Genomic DNA, 19,288 nt, shown 5'->3' with positions numbered 1-19,288 from the left:
CCGGTTAAGGTACCCTGTGGGCGGATGGGCCGGGGGTGCGGGGCGGTGGGTGGCACAAAGTCGTCGTCAGACGACTTTTAAACCAGACTCTGAGGTTTCGCGTGCCAGCAATTCGCGTTTGATATCCAGCCCATAGGCATAGCCGCCCAGGCTGCCATCGCTGCGGATGACGCGGTGGCACGGGATCAGCACCGCCACGTGATTCGCACCATTGGCGCTGCCGGCCGCGCGCACCGCCTGCGGATGGCCGACGGCGGCCGCGATCTGCGCATAGCTGCGCGTTTCGCCCGGCGGGATGCTGCGCAGCGCGCGCCACACCGCCTCTTGAAACGCGGTGCCGCGCACGTCGATCGGGATATGGTCGCCGGTGCCGGGGGTTTCGACCGCTGCGATCACCCGTTGCAACAGCGCAGCAAACGCGTCGTCACCGGCGACCAGCGTGGCATGGGGGAACCGCGCCGCCAGATCGGCGCCATTTTCGCCAAATGCCAGCCGGCACACGCCCTTGGCGGTCGCGGCCACCAGCATCGGCCCGAGCGTGGTCGGCACCACTGCCCAGCGAATCACCGCCCCGCGCCCGCCATCGACCCACGCCGATGGCGCCATGCCCAGTCGCCCTTCGCTGGCAGCATAAAACCGCGACGGGCCGGAAAACCCCGCATCGTATACCGCTGCGGTCACGCTGCCGGCGTGGCTGAGCGATTCGGCCGTGCGTTCGGCCCGCAGCGCGCGGCCATAGGCGGCGGGTGACAGGCCGGTCTGGCGCACAAACACGCGCTGAAAATGCGCGAGGCTGTAGCCTGCCGTTTGCGCCAGCACGGTCAGCGCGGGCGGGCATTCGGCATCGCGGATGGTCGCAATCGCCGCCAGCACGGCGGCCTCATCCCGTGCCAGATCATCCGGCCGGCAGCGCAGGCAGGCGCGCAATCCGGCGCTGCGGGCCGCAGGGCCATCGACAAAAAACCGCACATTGTCGCGGCGGGGATGGCGCGCGGGGCACGATGGCCGGCAATAGATGCCGGTGGTCAGCACGCCGGTCACGAATTGCCCGTCGCTGCCCCGGTCGCGCGCCAGCACCGCCGCCCACGCGGCATCATCGTTCATCACGGAGTCGTTCAACCCATCATGGGCGGTCCCGGTCATGGGGGCGGGCATAGCAAGAACCGGCATCATGCAAAACTCCGTCAGCGCAATGGTCACAGCCTTTTGCCGCCACATCCATGACAATGCATCCCGCGCCTTGCGATCAAAGCGCGGGGCGGGCACAGACACGCCCATGATGTTGCGCAGTTCTGTTCGCCCCGTGTTGTTTGCCGTTGCCGCGCTGGCGCTGTTGCTGGCGCTGGTCGGTGTTACCCGCCCGGCACTGGCGGACCCCAGCGATGTGGCCGCGGCTGGCCGGGGCGTGGTGCGGGTGGTGCTGGTGCGCAGCGGCTGGCTGGGCACATCGATGCTGGGCCACGGTTCGGGCTTTGCCATCGCGCCCGATCTGATCGTGACCAATGCCCATGTGGTGGAAGCGGCGCACAACGACGGCAATGTGGTGATGGGGGTGATCCCGTCGCAGGGCCAGAACAGCTATCCCGCGCGGATCATCGCATATTCGCCCGCCAACGATCTGGCGCTGTTGCAACTGGGCAACCATGCTGCGCTGCCACCGCTGACGCTGTTTCCCGGGCCGGTGACCGATGGCATGCAGATTGCCGCGGTGGGCTATCCCGCCAATGTCGACGCGGCCCAAGGACTGAGCGCGGGCGACATGGTCACGCCTCAGGATACCGTGAAAACCTATGGCCAGGTATCGTCGGGGCGGTCGGCCAAACAGTTTGATACGATCCTGCACACCGCGCAATTGGGTGCGGGCAATTCGGGCGGGCCGCTGCTTGATACCTGTGGCCGTGTGCTGGGGGTCAACAGTTTCGGTACGGTCAGCGACAACGGCACCGATTCATCGTTCTTTTTCGCGATTTCGATGCGCGAAATCATTCCGTTTCTGAAATCCGCACATGTCGCGCCGCATCTGGCCAGCCTGCCCTGCACATCGATTGCCGATCTCGATCGCGCCGATCGCCAGCACGCGGCCGACGATCAGGCGCATGCGGCGGCGATGATCGCCGCGCGTGCCGCCGCCAAAGACCGCGCGCTGGACAAGGCGCGGCGCGATGCCGAACTGGATGTGCTGACCGAACGCGACAACGGGCTGGCGATCGCCGGGCTGCTGCTGATCGGGGTGATCGGCGCGAGCACGTTCACCTATCTGCAATGGCAGCGCCAACGCCCGCGGGCCATGCGCGCCGGGATCGCGCTGGCGGCAGTGCTGTTGATCGGTGCGGGCTTTGCGTGGATTCTGCGCCCTTCGCTGGGCAGTATCGATGAACGCGCCAAGGACCGCATCGCGCAGGCAGAGGCCCGCACCGACGGCCATAACGATTCTGGTGCCACGCCTGGGCCAGCCGGTGATGCCAGCGCCGTTGCCGATGCGAGTGCGCCCGAAAATCTGATTTGCGTGATCGACCCGCAACGCAGCCGGGTGACCGTGTCCGACATTACCGATGTGCCGCTGCAATGGTCGGCCGGCGGCTGTGTCAACAACCGCACGCAATATGGCCAGGCGCAGGATGGCTGGTCACGCGTGCTGGTGCCCGCCGGTGAAGACACCGTGACGGTCACGCATTATGATCCCGACACCCACGGCTATACCGTCGAACGGTTTTTGATGGGCAGCGACGCGATGATCCAGGCCCGCGCCGAACGCGCCAAGATCGCTTATCCGCCGTGCGGCGCCGACGACAATCTGGCGCGCCAGCTGGGCGCAAACCAGGCCGCGATCAAGGCGCTGTTGCCGCCAGAACCCAACGAACGCATGCGTTACAGCTGCCAGCCGGCGCGCTGATCACCACCGCCCCCACGCCAAGCCCAACGCGATATTTGCATACGTGTGCACAGCCTGCTTCATTTTGCCCGGCGCGGGCGACCAACTACCGTCTTGTCATTACCAGCGCAGGTTGCTAGGCGCCCCCCCAACGCGGGCCGTCGCTTGCCGCTTCCAATGGGGGAAGGCGCGGCCCGGTTGGCGCATACGGCATGATGGCTTTACCATGATGGTGGTCATCCATGGCCGGGGCCTATCCGAAGAAGGGGATTTACGCGCGTGGGGATTTCCGGCGGCATTACGGCCAGCTTGGCAGGGCGCTACGCCGTGGCGCTTTACGCTGCTGCCAGCGAACAGGGCGCGGTCGCGGCGGTTGAAGGCGATCTGGGCCGGCTGTCGGCAGCTATCGCCGAATCGGCCGATCTGGGCCAGCTGCTGCACGATCCGCAGATTTCGCGTGACGCTGCCACCCGCGCGATTGATGGCGTGGCCGGTGTGCTGTCGCTGTCGGCGCTGACCACGCGGTTTCTGGGCGTGATCGCTGGCAACCGCCGGCTGGACCGCCTGCCCGACATGATCCGCGCGTTTGACGCGATCGCTGCCGATGCGCGCGGCGAAATCAGCGCCACGGTCACCACCGCACACCCGCTGCAGGATAGCCAGCTGGCGCAACTGTCGGCCAAGCTGGCCACGCGCGAAGGCCGCGCGGTTACGCTCAATACCCGCGTCGATCCCGCCATTCTGGGTGGGCTGGTGGTCCAGATTGGCAGCCAGATGATCGACAGTTCCATCCGTACCCGTCTCAATTCGCTGTCACAGGCGATGAAGGGCTGAACGCCCCTCACCCGATTTAAAGTTCGCTAGAAAGGCAGAACATGGAAATCCGCGCTGCTGAAATCTCCCGGGTCATCAAGGACCAGATCGCCAATTTCGGCACCGAAGCCCAGGTTTCGGAAGTCGGATCGGTGCTGTCGGTCGGCGATGGTATTGCCCGCATCCACGGGCTGGACCAGGTCCAGGCCGGTGAAATGGTCGAATTTTCCAATGGCATCAAGGGTATGGCCCTTAACCTGGAAAGCGACAACGTCGGCGTCGTGATTTTCGGCACCGATAGCGAAATCAAGGAAGGCGACATCGTGCGCCGCACCGGCACGATTGTTGACGTGCCGATCGGCCGTGGCCTGCTGGGCCGCGTGGTCGACGCGCTGGGCAATCCGATCGATGGCAAAGGCCCGATCGAATACACCGAACGCCGCCGCGTGGAAATCAAGGCGCCGGGCATCATCCCGCGCAAATCGGTGCACGAACCGGTGCAGACCGGGCTGAAGGCGATCGACGCACTGGTGCCGATCGGCCGTGGCCAGCGCGAATTGATCATCGGTGACCGCCAGACCGGCAAGACCGCTGTGGCGATCGACACCTTCATCAACCAGAAGGACGCCAACGCCGGCGACGATGAATCGAAAAAGCTGTACTGCATCTATGTTGCGGTCGGGCAAAAGCGTTCGACCGTGGCGCAGATCGTGCGCCAGCTGGAAGAAAACGGCGCGATGGAATATTCGATCGTGGTCGCCGCGACCGCGTCGGAACCCGCCCCGCTGCAATACCTGGCGCCCTATACCGGCTGCACCATGGGCGAATTTTTCCGCGACAACGGCATGCATGCCGTGATCGTCTATGACGATTTGTCCAAGCAGGCCGTCGCCTATCGCCAGATGTCGCTGCTGCTGCGTCGCCCGCCGGGCCGTGAAGCCTATCCGGGTGACGTGTTCTATCTGCACAGCCGCCTGCTGGAACGCGCGGCGAAGATGAACGACGACAATGGCGCCGGATCGCTGACCGCGCTGCCGATCATCGAAACCCAGGCCGGCGACGTGTCGGCCTATATCCCGACCAACGTGATTTCGATCACCGACGGGCAGATCTTCCTGGAAACCGGATTGTTCTTCCAGGGCGTTCGCCCGGCCATCAACGTCGGCCTGTCGGTCAGCCGCGTCGGTTCCGCCGCGCAGACCAAGGCGATGAAAAAGGTTTCGGGATCGATCAAGCTGGAATTGGCGCAGTACCGCGAAATGGCGGCATTTGCGCAGTTCGGATCGGACCTCGATGCATCGACCCAGAAACTGCTCAACCGTGGCGCACGCCTGACCGAACTGCTGAAGCAGGCACAGTTTTCGCCGCTGGCGTTTGAAGAACAGACGGTGGTGATCTTTGCCGGCACCAACGGCTATCTCGACAACGTCCCGGTCAAGCAGGTGACCGAATACGAAGCCGAAATGCTCAGCTTCATGCACGCCAACCACGCCGACGCGCTGGCCGAAATCCGCACCACCAAGGATCTGGGCGACAGCGCCAAGGCCAAGGTTAAGGCGGCGCTCGACGCCTTTGCCAAGCAGTTTGCCTGATCTGCAACTGGCCCGGCCCAGCGTGGGCCGGGCCAGTGCACCATACATCATGCCGCCAGCACGGCCCCGCCAGGGGCCCTGCTGACCGAGCCAAGGGATACGACGAGTGGCCTCGCTCAAGGAACTTAAAGGTCGGATCAACTCGGTCAAATCGACCCAGAAGATCACCAAGGCCAAGCAGATGGTGGCCGCGGCCAAGCTGCGCAAGGCGCAGGCCGCTGCTGAATCCGCGCGGCCCTATGCCGCACGGCTGGCCGATGTGGTCGGCAGCCTGGCCGGCCGGGTGACGATCAGCGACAGCAGCCCGCGCCTGCTGGCGGGTACCGGCCGCGACAAAGTGCATCTGCTGGTGGTCGCCAATTCCGACCGTGGTCTGTGCGGCGCGTTCAACGCCAACATCGTCAAGGCCGCCAAGGTCAAGGCGCAGGAACTGATCGGCGAAGGCAAGACCGTGCTGTTCTTCATGGTCGGGCGCAAGGGTCGCGTGCCCATCCGCCGTGACTATCCCAATGCCATCCTGGGCCAGTTTGACACCACCCACGTGCGCGAACCCGGCTTTGACGAAGCAGAGGCGATCGCCGCCGAAGTGCTGGCGCTGTTCGATGCCGGCAAGTTCGACGTCGCGCACCTGATCTATGGCAAGTTCAAGAACGCGCTGGTGCAGGAACCGACGGTGACGCAGCTGGTGCCGGTGCCGACCCCCAAGGTGGCGGTCACCGATGGCGCAGTGGTGCAGTACGAGCCCGATGAGGAAACCATCCTGGCCGAACTGCTGCCGCGTTACCTGCGCACGCAACTGTTTGGTGCGTTGCTGGAAAACGTGGCGAGCGAACAGGGCGCATCGATGACCGCGATGGACAATGCCACGCGCAACGCCGGCGAACTGATCAAGAAGCTGACCATCGAATACAATCGCAGCCGCCAGGCCGCGATCACCACCGAACTGATTGAAATTATCGCAGGCGCGGAAGCGCTGTAAGCGACGCCATAACAATGGCGCGTCATGCGCCGTGACAAACCGATACGAACCGCAAGGAAAAACCCATGGCCACCGTGCTCTCCTCTACCGGCAAGATTGCCCAGGTCATCGGCGCTGTCGTTGACGTGGCATTCGAAGGCGAATTGCCCGCGATCCTGACCGCGCTTGAAACCGACAACAACGGCAACCGCCTCGTGCTCGAAGTGGCGCAGCACCTGGGCGAAGGCACCGTGCGCACCATCGCCATGGACGCGACCGAGGGCCTGACCCGCGGCCAGCCGGTCCGCAGCACCGGATCGCAGATCAGCGTGCCGGTGGGGCCAAAGACGCTGGGCCGGATCATGAACGTGATCGGTGAACCGATCGACGAACGCGGCCCGATCGGCGCCGACCAGTTCGCGCCGATCCATGCCAAGGCGCCCGAATTTGTCGAACAGTCGACCGAATCCGCCATTTTGGTCACCGGGATCAAGGTCATCGACCTGATCGCGCCTTATGCACGCGGCGGCAAGATCGGCCTGTTCGGCGGCGCCGGCGTGGGCAAGACCGTGCTGATCCAGGAACTGATCAACAACATCGCCAAAGGCCATGGCGGCGTGTCGGTGTTTGCCGGCGTGGGTGAACGCACCCGCGAAGGCAACGACCTGTACCACGAATTCCTCGACGCCGGCGTGATCGCCAAGGATGCCGACGGCAATGCCACGTCCGAAGGATCGAAAGTGGCGCTGGTATTCGGCCAGATGAACGAACCGCCGGGCGCGCGTGCACGCGTGGCGCTGTCGGGGCTGACGATGGCGGAATATTTCCGCGATCAGGAAGGCCAGGACGTGCTGTTCTTTGTCGACAACATCTTCCGCTTTACCCAGGCCGGTTCGGAAGTGTCGGCGCTGCTGGGCCGTATTCCTTCGGCGGTGGGCTATCAGCCGACCCTGGCGACCGACATGGGCCAGTTGCAGGAACGCATCACGTCGACCAACAAGGGTTCGATCACCTCGGTCCAGGCCATCTATGTGCCTGCCGACGACCTTACCGACCCGGCGCCGGCAGCATCGTTTGCCCACCTTGACGCCACGACCACGCTGAACCGTGCGATTTCCGAACTCGGCATCTATCCCGCGGTGGACCCGCTCGACAGCAGCAGCCGCGTGCTGGAACCGCGCGTGGTGGGTGAAGAACATTACAACACCGCCCGCCGCGTTCAGGAAACCCTGCAGAAGTACAAGTCGCTGCAGGACATCATCGCCATTCTGGGGATGGACGAACTGTCGGAAGAGGACAAGCTGACCGTCGCCCGCGCGCGCAAGATTCAGCGCTTCCTGTCGCAGCCGTTCCATGTGGCCGAAGTGTTCACCGGCATCCCGGGCAAGTTCGTCCAGCTGGAAGACACCGTGAAGTCGTTCAAAGCGGTGGTTGACGGCGAATACGACCATCTGCCCGAATCCGCGTTCTACATGGTTGGCGGCATCGAAGAAGCGGTGGCCAAGGCCGCCAAGATGGCCGCAGAAGTCTGATCATCGCCGTTACAACCGGGAACGCATAGACCATGGCGCTGCAATTCGAAATCGTGACCCCGGCCCGGCTGGTACTGTCGACCGAGGCCTATAGGGTCGACGTGCCCGGCTCTGAAGGTGAATTCGGCGTGCTGGAAGGCCATGCGCCGTTTACCACCACCATCAAGGACGGCGTGATCCGCGTGTACCGCACCAATGGCGGCAGCGCAGAGGAAATCCCGGTCAAGGGCGGCTTTGCCGAGGTTAGCGCCAAAGGATTGACCGTACTGGCCGAACACGTTGGCTGACCTGAACCATCACGAAAAGCAAAGGGCGGCCCGCAACGGCCGCCCTTCTTTTATCCTCCCCGTTTCGCGGAGGATTGCGTTACGCAATCCCCGTGGCGCGCACAATTACTGCGCCGATCGCCGCACCGGCCAGCGGGGCCAGCACGGGCACCCAGGCATAGCCCCAGTCCGAATCGCGTTTGCCCGCGATCGGCAGGATTGCATGGGCGATGCGCGGACCCAGGTCGCGCGCGGGGTTGATGGCGTAACCGGTCGGCCCGCCCAGCGACAAACCCAGCGCCCAGACCACGATGCCCCAGAAAAATGGCCCCATGCCGGGCGCCAGACCAGCGGCGGCAAACCCCTTTGATGCCAGCGCCATGCCGATGACAATCAGCATGATGGTGCCGATCAGTTCGCTCAAGGCGTTGCGCCAGGGCGCGCGGATCGCCGGCTGGGTGCAGAACACCGCCAGTTTGGCGTCGGCATCGCTGCTTTCCCAATGTGACAGATAGACCAGCCAGACCAGCACGCCCGACACCACCGCGCCTGCCATCTGCGCCGCAATATTGGCCACGACATGGCTGAAATCGCCCGACACGATCGCCCCCGCCAGCGTCACCGCCGGATTGAGCTGGGCCACCCCGCCCACCCCCAGGCTGGTGACGATCCCGCAGAACACCGCAAAGCCCCAACCGGCAGTAATCACGATCCAGCCGCTGTTCTGGCCCTTTGACCGGTCAAGCACGACATTGGCCACCACGCCGTTGCCGAACAGCAGCAGCACCATCGTGCCCAGAAATTCACCGAAAACCGGCCCATGCATCGCGTGTCCCCCCGTATGACGCGGCCAATTTCCCTTCGCCGCTGTCGCTACAAACAAAGCCTTTGTGAACATGAATGGCAAGCCATCGCGCGTCGTCATGCACCGGTCATATTATGGCGACATGGAACGGGACATGCCCAGCCCCGTTTGCAACCACACGACAGGACCCGATGCGTCAGATTGACATCCTCGTGACCGGGCCGCTGACAGGCGGCAGCGACAGTTTTCTGCACGGCGATCTGCGCGTGGTGTTCCACAACTGGCTGGGCGATGCACCGCTGCCGCTGCTGGACGGGCAACCCTGGGCGTTTGTCGACTGGGTGCTGCCCGATCTGTCCGGGCTGGAACTGTGCCGCCGCCTGCGCTGCGCCCCGCAGACCGAGGCGGCGCATGTGACCATGGTGCTGGAAGAGGATGAGGCAGATGCCAAGCGCCGGGCGCTGCGCGCCGGGGCCGATGATTATGTGATCGGGCCGATCGACCGTTCGACCGTGCTTGACCGTGTACTGTCGCTGCAGATCGCCGATAGCGAGATCATGGCGCGCAACCTGCGGCTGGGTGATCTGTCGCTCGATCTCGCCGCATTACAGGCGCGGTGGAAGGAAAAGCCGATCGCATTGATGCCCAACGAATTTCGGCTTCTGCGCTATATGATGGAACAGCCGGGCCAGGTGTTTTCGCGCGGGCAACTGATCGCCGCGCTGGGCAAGAATGACCAGCCGATCGACGAACGCACGGTCGATGCCTGGGTCAGCCGGCTGCGCCGCGCGCTGCGCGATACCGGCGCCGGCTATCCCTTGCGCACGGTGCGCTCGCTCGGCTACGTGCTGGACAAGCCCTGACGGCGTGTCGGGCATGGAACGGTGCCCGTGACGTCATCCCCCAAACGCATTTCGCTGGTCCTGCCCTATTACAACGAAGCCGCATTTATCCTGCCCACGCTGGAATCGATCGCCGCGCAGGATACCCGTGATTTCCGGCTGATCATTGTCAACAACCGGTCTGACGATGCGTCACCGGCGATGGTGGAACGGTTTCTGGCCGCCAGCGAAATCGATTATACCCATGTCGAAGAAGACACGCCCGGCGTGGTGCCTGCGCTGATGAGGGGCATTGCGCTGGCCAGCGGCGAATTCATCGGGTTTTTGAACGCCGATACGATTTACCCTGCGCACTATGTCGCGGGCTGCCTGGCGCTGTTTGACGCCAACCCCACGGCAACGAGCGTGATGGCCATCGATCTTTACGCCTCGCCCGCCAGCGCCGAGGGGCAAAAGCGGCTGAAACGCGTGCTGTTTGCACATTCGCTCATGCCCAAAAAGTGCCACGCCGGTACATATGCGCAAAGCTGGCGGCTGGACATGTTCCGCGCCGCCGGGGGGTTTGACCGCGCGATCTGGCCCTATGTGCTGGAAGACCACGAAATTATGGTGCGGATGATGGACAAGGGTCCGTCGGTCTATGATGCCACGCACTATTGCTTTCCCTCCACCCGCCGCACCAATTCCACCGCGGTCAGCTGGAACGCGTGGGAAAAGATCGCCTATGGGGTGCTGCCGGCGCGCGCGATGCCGTGGTTTTTCTACCGTCACCTGGCGGGCAAATTCGCAAGCAAAAAGATGCTGAGCGAAGCGCTGCGCAACCGCAACTGGGAATAACCGAATCGCAGCGTGACGCGCCGCGATCCCGTGCTAGTTTGCCGGCACATTGGGGGGAACGCGATTGGCGCAGACAGCGGAAACACGGCGCGGCCTGGGGCCGTGGATGGCGCTGGCGCTGGTGCTGGGCAATCTGATCGGATCGGGCGTCTATCTGTTGCCGGCGACGCTGGCACCGCTGGGCGCCAACCAGCTGATCGGCTGGGTGGTTACCAGCGCGGCGGCGCTGTCGATGGCGCTGGTATTTGCGCGGCTCGGCGCGCGCATGCCGATGGCCGGCGGGCCTTATGCCTATGCGCAGGCGGCGTTCGGGCCGTTTGCCGGGTTTGTCACGGCGTGGAGCTATTGGGTTTTGCTGTGGGCGGGTGATGGCGCGCTGGCGGTGGCGGTGGTCAGCGCGCTTTCGGGTGTATTCCCCGCCATCGGCCATGTGCCGGGCCTGCCGGCGGTCATGGCGGTCGGTTGCGTGTGGGTGCTGACGCTGGTCAACATTCGCGGGGTGCGCAGCGCGGGTGATCTGACGCTGGTGACCACCGTGGTCAAATCGCTGCCGCTGCTGGCGGTGATCGGCCTGGCGCTGTGGCTGTGGATTTCAGGCACGCCAACCATTACGCAAGTGCCGGTGCCGATCACCGGTGGCAACGTGGCCAGCGCGGCGGCGCTGTGCTTCTGGGCGTTCCTGGGCATCGAATCCGCCACGGTGCCCGCCGACAAAGTGGAAAATGCAACGCGCGTGGTGCCGATGGCCACGATCGTCGGCACGCTGCTGGCCGGGTTGATTTTTCTGGGCATTTCCGCGTCGTTTCAGGCCTATATGCCGCTCGGTGCGGCGGCCGCCTCACCCGCGCCGGTCGCGGCGTTTCTGGCGCAGCACTTTGGCGGCGCGGTGGGCAGTGTGGTGGCGGTGTTTGCCGCGATCAGCGCATTTGGCGCGCTCAACGGGTTTATCCTGCTGCAGGGCGAAATGCCGTGGGCGATGGCGCGCGGCGGCGTGTTTCCACAATGGTTCGCGGTCGAAAGCCGCAATGGTACCCCGGCGCGCGGGCACGTGGTGTCCAGCCTGTTGCTGAGCGCGGTCACGCTGCTGAATTTCGGACGCGGCATGGGCGACCTGTTCCAGTTCATCGCGTCGGTCAGCCTGGCCGCGGGCATGCTGTCATACGGCATATCCATGCTGGCAGCGATCAAACTGCTGCCGGGCGAGCGTCTGATCGTGCCGCTGGCCTTGTTCGGCGCGGCCTTTTCCGCCTGGGCCACGTGGGGCCTGGGGCTGGAGGCGATGGGCTATGGCGCGGTGCTGCTGGTGCTGGGGCTGCCGATTTACTGGGCGGTGCGGCGGGGCAATTTCAGGTCTGAAAAAATGATCAAATGAAATATCCAATTGAATTATAGTATTTAATTACTTCCGCCGGTGCAGCGCCTTCCACAGGATGGACCGGTCGCGGATGATTTCGTGTGCGGCGTTGTGGCCGGGGGCGCCGGTCACGCCGCCGCCGGGATGCGTGCCCGATCCGCACATGTACAGCCCCTTGATCGGGGATCGGTAATCGCCATTGCCCAGCACCGGGCGCGCCGCCCACAGCTGATCCAGCCCCATGTTGCCGTGAAAGATGTCGCCACCGATCAGGCCGAATTTGCGCTCCAGATCCAGCGGGGAATGAATCTGGCGCGCGATCACGCTGGATTTGAAATTGGGGGCATGCGCGTCGATGGTGTTGATGATCAGGTCGGCAACATCCTCGCGCACATCGTCCCAGCTTTGCCCGTTCGGCAATTCGGGTGAAAACTGCTGGCAGAACAGGCTGGCGACATGTGCGCCCGGGGGGGCCAGGCTGTCATCGACGGTGGACGGGATCTTGATTTCGACGATCGGCTGTTTTGACCAGCCATGCGCCTTGGCATCATCAAACGCCTTGTCCATGTAATCCAGGCCCGGCGCGATGATGATGCCGGCGGTGTGGTGTTCTGCCTTGTCCTTGCCCGGCAGCACGGTGAAGCTGGGCAGTTCCGACAGCGCGACATTCATCCGGAACGTGCCCGATCCGGTCTTGAAACCCTTGATACGGCGGCGGAAATCATCATCAAGGTCGCTCGCGTCAACCATCTGGCGGTACAGCATGGCCGGGCCGACGTTGGCGGCGATGATCGGCGCATAAAGCTCCTCGCCGCCGACCAGCTTGACCCCTTGCGCCTTGCCATTGTTGACGAGCACTTTGTCGACTGGCGATTCCAGGCTGATTTCCACACCATATTCCAGGCAGGCCGCCGCCATCGCCTGGGTGATGGCGCCCATGCCGCCCACCGCATGGCCCCACGCGCCCATCTTGCCGTTCACTTCGCCAAACACGTGGTGCAGCAGGACATAGGCCGAACCCGCGGTCGATACCCCGGCGAAATTGCCGACCACCGCATCGAACGCGAACGCCGATTTGACATGGTCATCCTCGTACCAGCCATCGAGGTAATCGCGCGCCGATTTGGTAAAAATATCCAGCAGGTCGCGCTGTGTGGTCAGATCCATTTTCGCCAGGGGCCAGCCCTGTTTGGCCGCGGCCGCCAGCGCGGAAAATCCGCCGCCGACGTTGGGTGGGGTCTGCAACGCGATGTCACGAAGGACTTGCGCGACCTTTTCCAGCGCCGCGTCATAGCGCGGATAGGCATCGGCATCCTTTTGCGAAAACCGCGCAAATTCGGCGCGCGTGCGATCGGCGCCGCCGCCCAGTTTCAGATACGTATCGGCAAACGGGAAGAAATTGGAAATCGTGCGTTCCAGCACGCGATAGCCGCGATCGTGCAGCTTCATGTCGGCGATCACTTGCGGCCGCAACAGGCTGACGGTGTAGCTGGCGGTGGAATTGCGGAAACCGGGGTGGAATTCCTCGGTCACCGCGGCGCCGCCGACGATGTGCCGGCGTTCCAGCACGCGCACGCGCATCCCCGCTTTGGCGAGATAAAACGCGCAAGTCAGGCCATTGTGCCCGCCGCCAATGATGATCGCGTCGTAGCGGTTGGTCATCGATTTCTCCATTGTCGTGTGTCGTTCCCGATCCGGGCAGGATCAGGGGGTGCTCCACCCTTTGGGCGGGGCTTGGTGCAGGCGGGCTTCGGGGATCAGCGTGCGGATCTTGCGGGCAAAACTGCGCAGGCACACTTCACTGCGGCCGATCGGGCCGGCGCCATAGCTGTGGCTGGCCATGCCCTGCTGCACGCGTTCGATCAGCCACGTATCTTCGGCGTTGACGACCCGGTTGATGCGCCCGTTGGCATAGCGCACCAGTTTCATGATGCGGCTGGAATCAGGCAGCGCATAGGCCATTTCGCGCAATTCGCAGGTGGTTGGCCCGGTCGGAATCCACTGCATGAAATCAATCTGGTCCGCATAGATGTCGAACGCCATGTTGGGCCACAGCTTGTAATAGAGCCAGCGGCGCTGCGCTACCTCGGGCAGGTGCGGCTGGTGCGGCAGGTGGGTCTGGTAAAACCGTTCCCAGAACCGGTCCGATGGCTGATCGACCAGATCGCCCTTCAACCGGTCGGCCCAGTCCTGCGCGCCGATCTGATAGCTTTTGCCGAAAATCCGCACCAGGCCGTCGTGCGCGACCGGAATGTGCAGATTGTCGGAATAATTGTCGCCCAGGTTTTTCCAGTTGAGTGCGCGCGGCCGCAGCCGGATATCGGAAATGCAGCGCATGTCTTCAAACCGGTAGGGTTCGATTTCATCCTCGAACGGCGCCATCATTGCCGCCACGCTGGGAAACCCGGCATCGGCCAGCCGCACGAACACGAACCCGCGCCACACTTCCAGCGCGACCGGCGACAGCCCGTTATCCTCCAGCCGCAGCGCCGGATAATCGGCCTTCATCGGCACCCCGGTCAGCCGGCCGTCGGTTTCAAACGCCCAGGCGTGATAGGGGCAAATGAATTTCCTGGCACAGCCGGCCGGCCCTTCGACCAGCCGCATCGCGCGGTGGCGGCAGACATTGGCAAAGGCGCGAATCACGCCATCGTGCCCGCGCACCGCGATCACGCTTTCGCCGATATAGTCGATCGCGCGCCAGTCGCCTGGATTGGGCAGATCGCTGGTGTGGCACACGATCTGCCACGACGGACGGATGATGCGGTCGATTTCCAACTGGAGAAATTCGGGATCGGTGTAGATCCAGCCAGGCAGGCTCCAGTCGGCATCGGGATCGGGTGCACCCGATTCGATTTCGTGGAAAGCATGGGAAAAGTCGGCCATGACGGAACCCTTACACCGCGCCCGCAACAGGCCTGTTGCACGAACGTACAATAACTGGTGAAATGTTCAAGTGACCAATTCCGCTGCATCAGCCTCCGCGCCCGGCCCACGCCGTTCCGAACCGGATGTCCGCCGGCAAAGCCTGATCCACGCCACCACCCGCGTGCTGGCGCGCGAAGGCGCCGCCGGCACCAGCGTGCGCATGATCGCGCGGGAGGCGCAGGTGTCGCCCGGGTTGATCACCCACTATTTCACCGGGATCGATGCGCTGATCGCGGCGGCCTATGCCGATATCGATGCCACGGTCACCGCCGCCATGGATGGGGCACTGGCCGCAGCCGGGACCGATCCGCGCGCGCGCCTGGATGCGTTCGTTACTGCCAGCTTTGCCCCGCCAATTGCCGATCGCGCGCTGCTCGCAACCTGGATCGCGTTCTGGAGCCTGGTGACCGCGCACACCGACATCGCGCGCCAGCACGACGACCAATATGCCGCTTTCCGCGCGCGGCTGACCGATCTGCTGGCGGACTGCGGGGTGGCACCGGCGCGGCTGCGGCTGGCAGCGATCGCGCTGGCGGCGCTCGTCGATGGATTGTGGCTGGAACTGTGCCTGTCGCCCGGCTGCTTTAGCGGCGAAGAGGCCAGCCGTATCGCGCGTGACCAGATCGACAGCCTGATCAGTTAAGCGGTTAAATCAGCCATTGCCATTCGCGCGCGGGTGAATATCAGTGCGCGCTGCACTGTGCCGCACGCGCACAGCAACCCTTTGCACGCGTTATCGTCGGGAGAGACCATGAATATTGCCGAAGCCGTTGCCACGCGCCGTTCCGTGCGCGAATTTCACGATACCCCGGTGCCGTACGCAACGATCGAGCGCGTGCTGGACCAGGCGCGGATGACACCGTCGGGGTGCAACTATCAACCGTGGGAGGCCGTGGTGCTGACCGGCGCGCCGCTGAAGGCATTGCAGGAGGTGCTGCTGGCCGCCCAGCCCGATGACCCGCTGGAATATGACTGGGCCGCGCCCGGTCAAAGCCCGAAATACCTGCCCCGGCTGCAGGCGGTTGGCGCGGCAATGTATGGCGCGCTGGCCATCCCGCGCGCCGACAAAGAGGCGCGCACCGATTTCACCCGCGCCAATCTGGTGTCGTTCGGCGCACCGGTGCTGCTGCTGTGCCATTTCCCCAAATTCATGAAGGAACCGCAGTGGTCGGATGTCGGCATGTGGCTGCAGACGATCATGCTGCTGCTGCGCGGCGAAGGGCTGGACAGCTGCCCGCAGGAATACATGGGCAATTACGGCCGCACCATCAAAACGCACCTGGGCCTGTCGGATGACACCATGCTGTTTTGCGGGATGGCCATCGGTTGGCGCGATGAAGACGCACCGGTCAACAGTTTCGCGCGTGAACGCGTGCCGTTGAGCGAGCAGGTGACGTTCCTGGGGTTTGAATAAGCCGGTCGCCCCGCACTTACCGCCCCTCCCCCTTTTAAGGGGGAGGTCGGGAGGGGGTGGTGCCAGGTAGCGGGGGTTCGCTACGGCTCGGGCGTCGTAAACCCCTCCCCAACCCCTCCCCTTAGGGGAGGGGCTTTTTTGGGGAGAGGGGCTGGGTGGTTTACTTCGTCAGATCGGGGATCAGGTTGAAGTAATAGGTCAGCGCCGGCTTGATGTTGACCAGCCGCACGCGTTCATTCAGCCCGTGGCTGAATTGTTCATTGCGGCGGGTAAAGGTCGGGCTGGCGTTATAGGCAGGCACCCCCAGCGCACGATAGAACATCGAATCCGATGCGCCTGATTCCTGCATCGGGATCGCGGTGATATCCTTGCCCCATGCGGCGCGGATCGCCTTTTCAGCTGCGGTGACAAAGTCGGCGCGCATCGGTGACGCGGGCGAGCTGATCGAACCATCGGTCACATCGGTGACCTTCACCACGTCAGCGCCGATCACCGATTGCAACTCGGCCAGGATCGCTTCGCGGCTGTGGCCGGGAAAGATGCGGCAATTGATGTTGGCCGTGGCGCGTTGCGGCAACGCGTTTTCGGCATGCCCGCCCGATACCAGCGTGGGCACACAGGTCGTGCCAGCTTTGCCCACCAGTTCGGGCCTGGTGCGCAGCACCGCGAGCGCCGCCATGTCAGCCGGATTTGCCGCAAAGGCGCGCATCGCGGTGGCGGTGGCAGGATTGGCCTCAAACGCGGCAGCACGCTCAAACCACGCCTTGGTAATCGGGTTCAGCTCGGCAGCGAAGTGGTATGAGCCCACTTTGACCAGCGCCTGGGCCAATTGCACGATGGCGTTTTCGGTGCGCGGCGCAGAACTGTGCCCGCCGGGATTGGTCACTTCCAGCTTGTAATCACCATAGGCCTTTTCTGCGCCATCCCACGTCCAATAGATCGGCTTGTCGGTGCCATCGGCAAACACGCCGCCGCCGCCATCGACGTTGACGACCATTTCCGCGCCCTTGAGCTCGTTGGCCAGCGCGGCGCTGGTGGCCATCACGGTTTCTTCGTCACCTGAATAGGCAACCACAATCGTGCGGCGCGGGTGAAAGCCGTGCGCGCGCAGATCGATCAGTGCCGACACCAGCATCGCGCCATCAAATTTCATGTCGGTCGCGCCGCGCCCGTACAGCACGCCGTCCTCGACCACCGGGCCGAACGGATCACGCTGCCAATCGGCGCGTTTAGCCTCAACCACATCCATATGCCCCGACAGCACCAGCGGTTTCAGCGTGTGATCCGTCCCGGCCCAGGTGGCGACCAGCGTGGCGGTGTCGCCACGCGGGGTGATCACCACGTCGGCAGGTGCCCAGCCACCGGCGACCAGCCGGTCGCGGATCAGCGCCGCGACCTCTGCCGTGCGGTTGCCCTCGCCGCGCACCGACCGGATCGCAATCGCCTTCATCGCCAGGTCGAGCGCGGTCGATGCCTCCGCCTCGGTCGGGATTGCCGCCGCGGCGGCGCGCGCGTGGGCAACGGGCGCGACGGTTGCAGCAGCCAGCGCCAGCAGCGCGACACCGCTGCGACGGGACAAGGTGGGTACAGTCATGACATACTCTCCGGGGGTTTGATCGTAACGCTTGCTGCCGATTGCCCGCAGCAATGGCAAGGCCTTTGCCAATTGCGCACGATCGCTGAGCTGATTCGGGGCCGTCCCCGGCGTCGGCCGTCAGCAAAAAGCGGCGGTGGCCCGTGTCATGTGCGCCGCGGCAAACCCCGGCCTGCACCATTGGGCAGGCAAAGCAAACGCGCATAGGTCGCCCGCATGCACAATCCGGCATCGTCACCGGATTTACGCATACGTGTGCATATACTGTTTTAAAGGAATTTTTTCTCAACGAACTGATGGCGGATCGTCATGCAACGACCGGGCAATTGAACGAATGCGTTTTTTGCAACCACAATTGCCCGTTTCGCACTTGCGTAAAACGGCCATCAACCACACACAGGACAGGCCTTTCGGGCATCCTCTCCCAAACTTTTCAGAGCCGCCCGTTTACGAGCGGCTCTTTTTTTGTCCGCGCCGGATCACCCGTGTGGAAGAATGACCGTGCGTCCGACCACCTGACGGTCACGCATCGCGGTGTATGCGTCGCGCCATTGCGCCAGCGGTACCGCCTGATGGATGTGCGGTCGGATCTGTCCTGCACTGGCCAGCGCCTGGATCGCCGCCCCATGTTCGGCCCCGTGCGCGGGAAAGCGGCGGCCATATTCCCCGGCGCGCACGCCGATCACCGAAAAACCCTTGATCAACGGGATGTTGGCCCCGACCACGGGAATCCGCCCGCTGGCAAACCCGACCACCAGCAACCGGCCGCCAAACGCGGTATAGCGGCAGGCTTCGTCAAACACGTCGCCGCCGACCGGGTCAAACACCAGATCGGCGCCGCGCCCATCGGTCAGGTCGAGCACCGCCTGCCGAATCCCGGTCGGGCCGACCAGACCGGCAGTGACCGCGCCGTGCGCCTGCACCGCGGCCAGCTTTTGCGCGGTCGATGCCACCGCGATCGTGCGCAGGCCCAGTGCGCGCGCCAGATCGACCGCCGCCAGCCCCACGCCGCCCGCCGCCCCCTGCACCACCAGCCATTCGCCGGGCTGCGCCCGCCCCAGCCGCGACAGCGCGACCCACGCGGTCAGATACCCCACGCGCAACGCCGCCCCTTGCGCAAACGACAGCGTATCGGGCAGCACTTGCAGCGCGCCGTGGCCAAACACGCCGAATTGCGCGACTCCGCCGGTCAGCCCGGCGGCGATCACCCGCGCACCGGGTTGCCACCCCGCCGCAGCCGCGCCCGCGCCAACCTCGACAATCGTGCCGGCACATTCCATGCCGGGCACGAATGGCAGCGGCGGTTTGGCCTGATACAACCCTTGCGTCATCAGCAAGTCGGGAAAACCGAGCGCCACCGCCGCAATCCGCACCACCACCTGGTCCACCCCGGGCCGGGGCATGGGCCGATCGACCAGCGCCAGCCCCGACAGATCGTCCGACAGCGCCTGCACCTCCAGCGCGCGCATCGTCGTCATTGG

Annotated in this window: 17 protein-coding genes; 11 read left to right on the top strand and 6 right to left on the bottom strand. The window is 64.3% G+C overall.

Annotated features, from left to right (window positions below):
• Positions 1-66 precede the first annotated feature (66 nt).
• Positions 67-1,104: a bifunctional transcriptional activator/DNA repair enzyme AdaA gene (locus ABWP89_RS12030; protein ID WP_353229514.1), complete on the bottom strand. Its 1,038-nt coding sequence runs from the start codon at positions 1,102-1,104 to the stop codon at positions 67-69.
• Positions 1,105-1,279: 175 nt separating this feature from the next.
• Between ABWP89_RS12030 and ABWP89_RS12025 the strand changes: the two genes are divergently transcribed.
• The 6 genes from ABWP89_RS12025 to ABWP89_RS12000 all read left to right on the top strand — a co-directional run bounded on the left by ABWP89_RS12025 (position 1,280) and on the right by ABWP89_RS12000 (position 8,054).
• Positions 1,280-2,893, top strand: coding sequence for a S1 family peptidase (locus ABWP89_RS12025; protein ID WP_353229513.1), 1,614 nt, complete (start codon positions 1,280-1,282; stop codon positions 2,891-2,893).
• Positions 2,894-3,151: 258 nt separating this feature from the next.
• The gene (locus ABWP89_RS12020) at positions 3,152-3,706 is read left to right on the top strand and encodes a F0F1 ATP synthase subunit delta (protein WP_353229511.1); all 555 of its coding nucleotides are present in this window, start codon (positions 3,152-3,154) and stop codon (positions 3,704-3,706) included.
• Positions 3,707-3,747: 41 nt separating this feature from the next.
• On the top strand, positions 3,748-5,277 hold the full coding sequence (gene atpA / locus ABWP89_RS12015; RefSeq protein WP_353229510.1) for a F0F1 ATP synthase subunit alpha: 1,530 nt from the start codon (positions 3,748-3,750) through the stop codon (positions 5,275-5,277).
• Between the two features lie 106 nt (positions 5,278-5,383).
• Entirely contained in the window at positions 5,384-6,256 is an 873-nt protein-coding gene (locus ABWP89_RS12010; RefSeq protein WP_353229509.1) for a F0F1 ATP synthase subunit gamma, read from the top strand.
• Between the two features lie 65 nt (positions 6,257-6,321).
• The gene (atpD, locus tag ABWP89_RS12005; protein WP_353229507.1) at positions 6,322-7,767 is read left to right on the top strand and encodes a F0F1 ATP synthase subunit beta; all 1,446 of its coding nucleotides are present in this window, start codon (positions 6,322-6,324) and stop codon (positions 7,765-7,767) included.
• A gap of 32 nt (positions 7,768-7,799) precedes the next feature.
• On the top strand, positions 7,800-8,054 hold the full coding sequence (locus ABWP89_RS12000; RefSeq protein ID WP_353229505.1) for an ATP synthase F1 subunit epsilon: 255 nt from the start codon (positions 7,800-7,802) through the stop codon (positions 8,052-8,054).
• A gap of 79 nt (positions 8,055-8,133) precedes the next feature.
• Here the strand turns inward: ABWP89_RS12000 and ABWP89_RS11995 are convergent, their stop codons facing one another.
• The gene (locus ABWP89_RS11995; RefSeq protein ID WP_353229504.1) at positions 8,134-8,859 is read right to left on the bottom strand and encodes an MIP/aquaporin family protein; all 726 of its coding nucleotides are present in this window, start codon (positions 8,857-8,859) and stop codon (positions 8,134-8,136) included.
• A gap of 170 nt (positions 8,860-9,029) precedes the next feature.
• Between ABWP89_RS11995 and ABWP89_RS11990 the strand changes: the two genes are divergently transcribed.
• The 3 genes from ABWP89_RS11990 to ABWP89_RS11980 all read left to right on the top strand — a co-directional run bounded on the left by ABWP89_RS11990 (position 9,030) and on the right by ABWP89_RS11980 (position 11,889).
• The gene (locus tag ABWP89_RS11990; protein ID WP_353229503.1) at positions 9,030-9,701 is read left to right on the top strand and encodes a response regulator transcription factor; all 672 of its coding nucleotides are present in this window, start codon (positions 9,030-9,032) and stop codon (positions 9,699-9,701) included.
• 27 nt (positions 9,702-9,728) lie between these two features.
• Positions 9,729-10,517, top strand: coding sequence for a glycosyltransferase family 2 protein (locus ABWP89_RS11985; RefSeq protein ID WP_353229502.1), 789 nt, complete (start codon positions 9,729-9,731; stop codon positions 10,515-10,517).
• Between the two features lie 64 nt (positions 10,518-10,581).
• Complete coding sequence (locus tag ABWP89_RS11980; RefSeq protein ID WP_353229501.1) at positions 10,582-11,889, top strand: amino acid permease; 1,308 nt, start codon at positions 10,582-10,584, stop codon at positions 11,887-11,889.
• Positions 11,890-11,916: 27 nt separating this feature from the next.
• Here the strand turns inward: ABWP89_RS11980 and ABWP89_RS11975 are convergent, their stop codons facing one another.
• A complete protein-coding gene (locus ABWP89_RS11975; RefSeq protein WP_353229500.1) occupies positions 11,917-13,533 on the bottom strand; it encodes a phytoene desaturase family protein in 1,617 nt (538 codons plus the stop codon).
• Between the two features lie 42 nt (positions 13,534-13,575).
• Complete coding sequence (locus ABWP89_RS11970) at positions 13,576-14,757, bottom strand: aromatic ring-hydroxylating oxygenase subunit alpha (RefSeq protein WP_353229499.1); 1,182 nt, start codon at positions 14,755-14,757, stop codon at positions 13,576-13,578.
• A gap of 70 nt (positions 14,758-14,827) precedes the next feature.
• On the opposite strand from ABWP89_RS11970, the gene betI reads away from it, so the two are divergent.
• Both betI and ABWP89_RS11960 read left to right on the top strand, forming a co-directional pair.
• Complete coding sequence (gene betI, locus ABWP89_RS11965; RefSeq protein WP_353229498.1) at positions 14,828-15,442, top strand: transcriptional regulator BetI; 615 nt, start codon at positions 14,828-14,830, stop codon at positions 15,440-15,442.
• A gap of 108 nt (positions 15,443-15,550) precedes the next feature.
• Positions 15,551-16,213, top strand: coding sequence for a nitroreductase (locus ABWP89_RS11960; protein WP_353229497.1), 663 nt, complete (start codon positions 15,551-15,553; stop codon positions 16,211-16,213).
• A 160-nt stretch (positions 16,214-16,373) separates the two neighbouring features.
• On the opposite strand, the gene ABWP89_RS11955 is transcribed toward ABWP89_RS11960, so the two are convergent.
• Together ABWP89_RS11955 and ABWP89_RS11950 are read right to left on the bottom strand one after the other, a co-directional pair.
• Positions 16,374-17,807, bottom strand: coding sequence for a M20/M25/M40 family metallo-hydrolase (locus tag ABWP89_RS11955; RefSeq protein ID WP_353229496.1), 1,434 nt, complete (start codon positions 17,805-17,807; stop codon positions 16,374-16,376).
• 479 nt (positions 17,808-18,286) lie between these two features.
• The gene (locus ABWP89_RS11950) at positions 18,287-19,285 is read right to left on the bottom strand and encodes an NADPH:quinone oxidoreductase family protein (RefSeq protein WP_353229495.1); all 999 of its coding nucleotides are present in this window, start codon (positions 19,283-19,285) and stop codon (positions 18,287-18,289) included.
• Between the last annotated feature and the right edge of the window lie 3 nt (positions 19,286-19,288).

It is taken from the genome of Novosphingobium sp. (genome assembly GCF_040398825.1).
Classification (GTDB): Bacteria; Pseudomonadota; Alphaproteobacteria; order Sphingomonadales; family Sphingomonadaceae; genus Novosphingobium.
The sequence above is the reverse complement of the archived record's forward strand: the minus strand, read 5'-3'. Positions and strand labels throughout refer to the sequence as shown.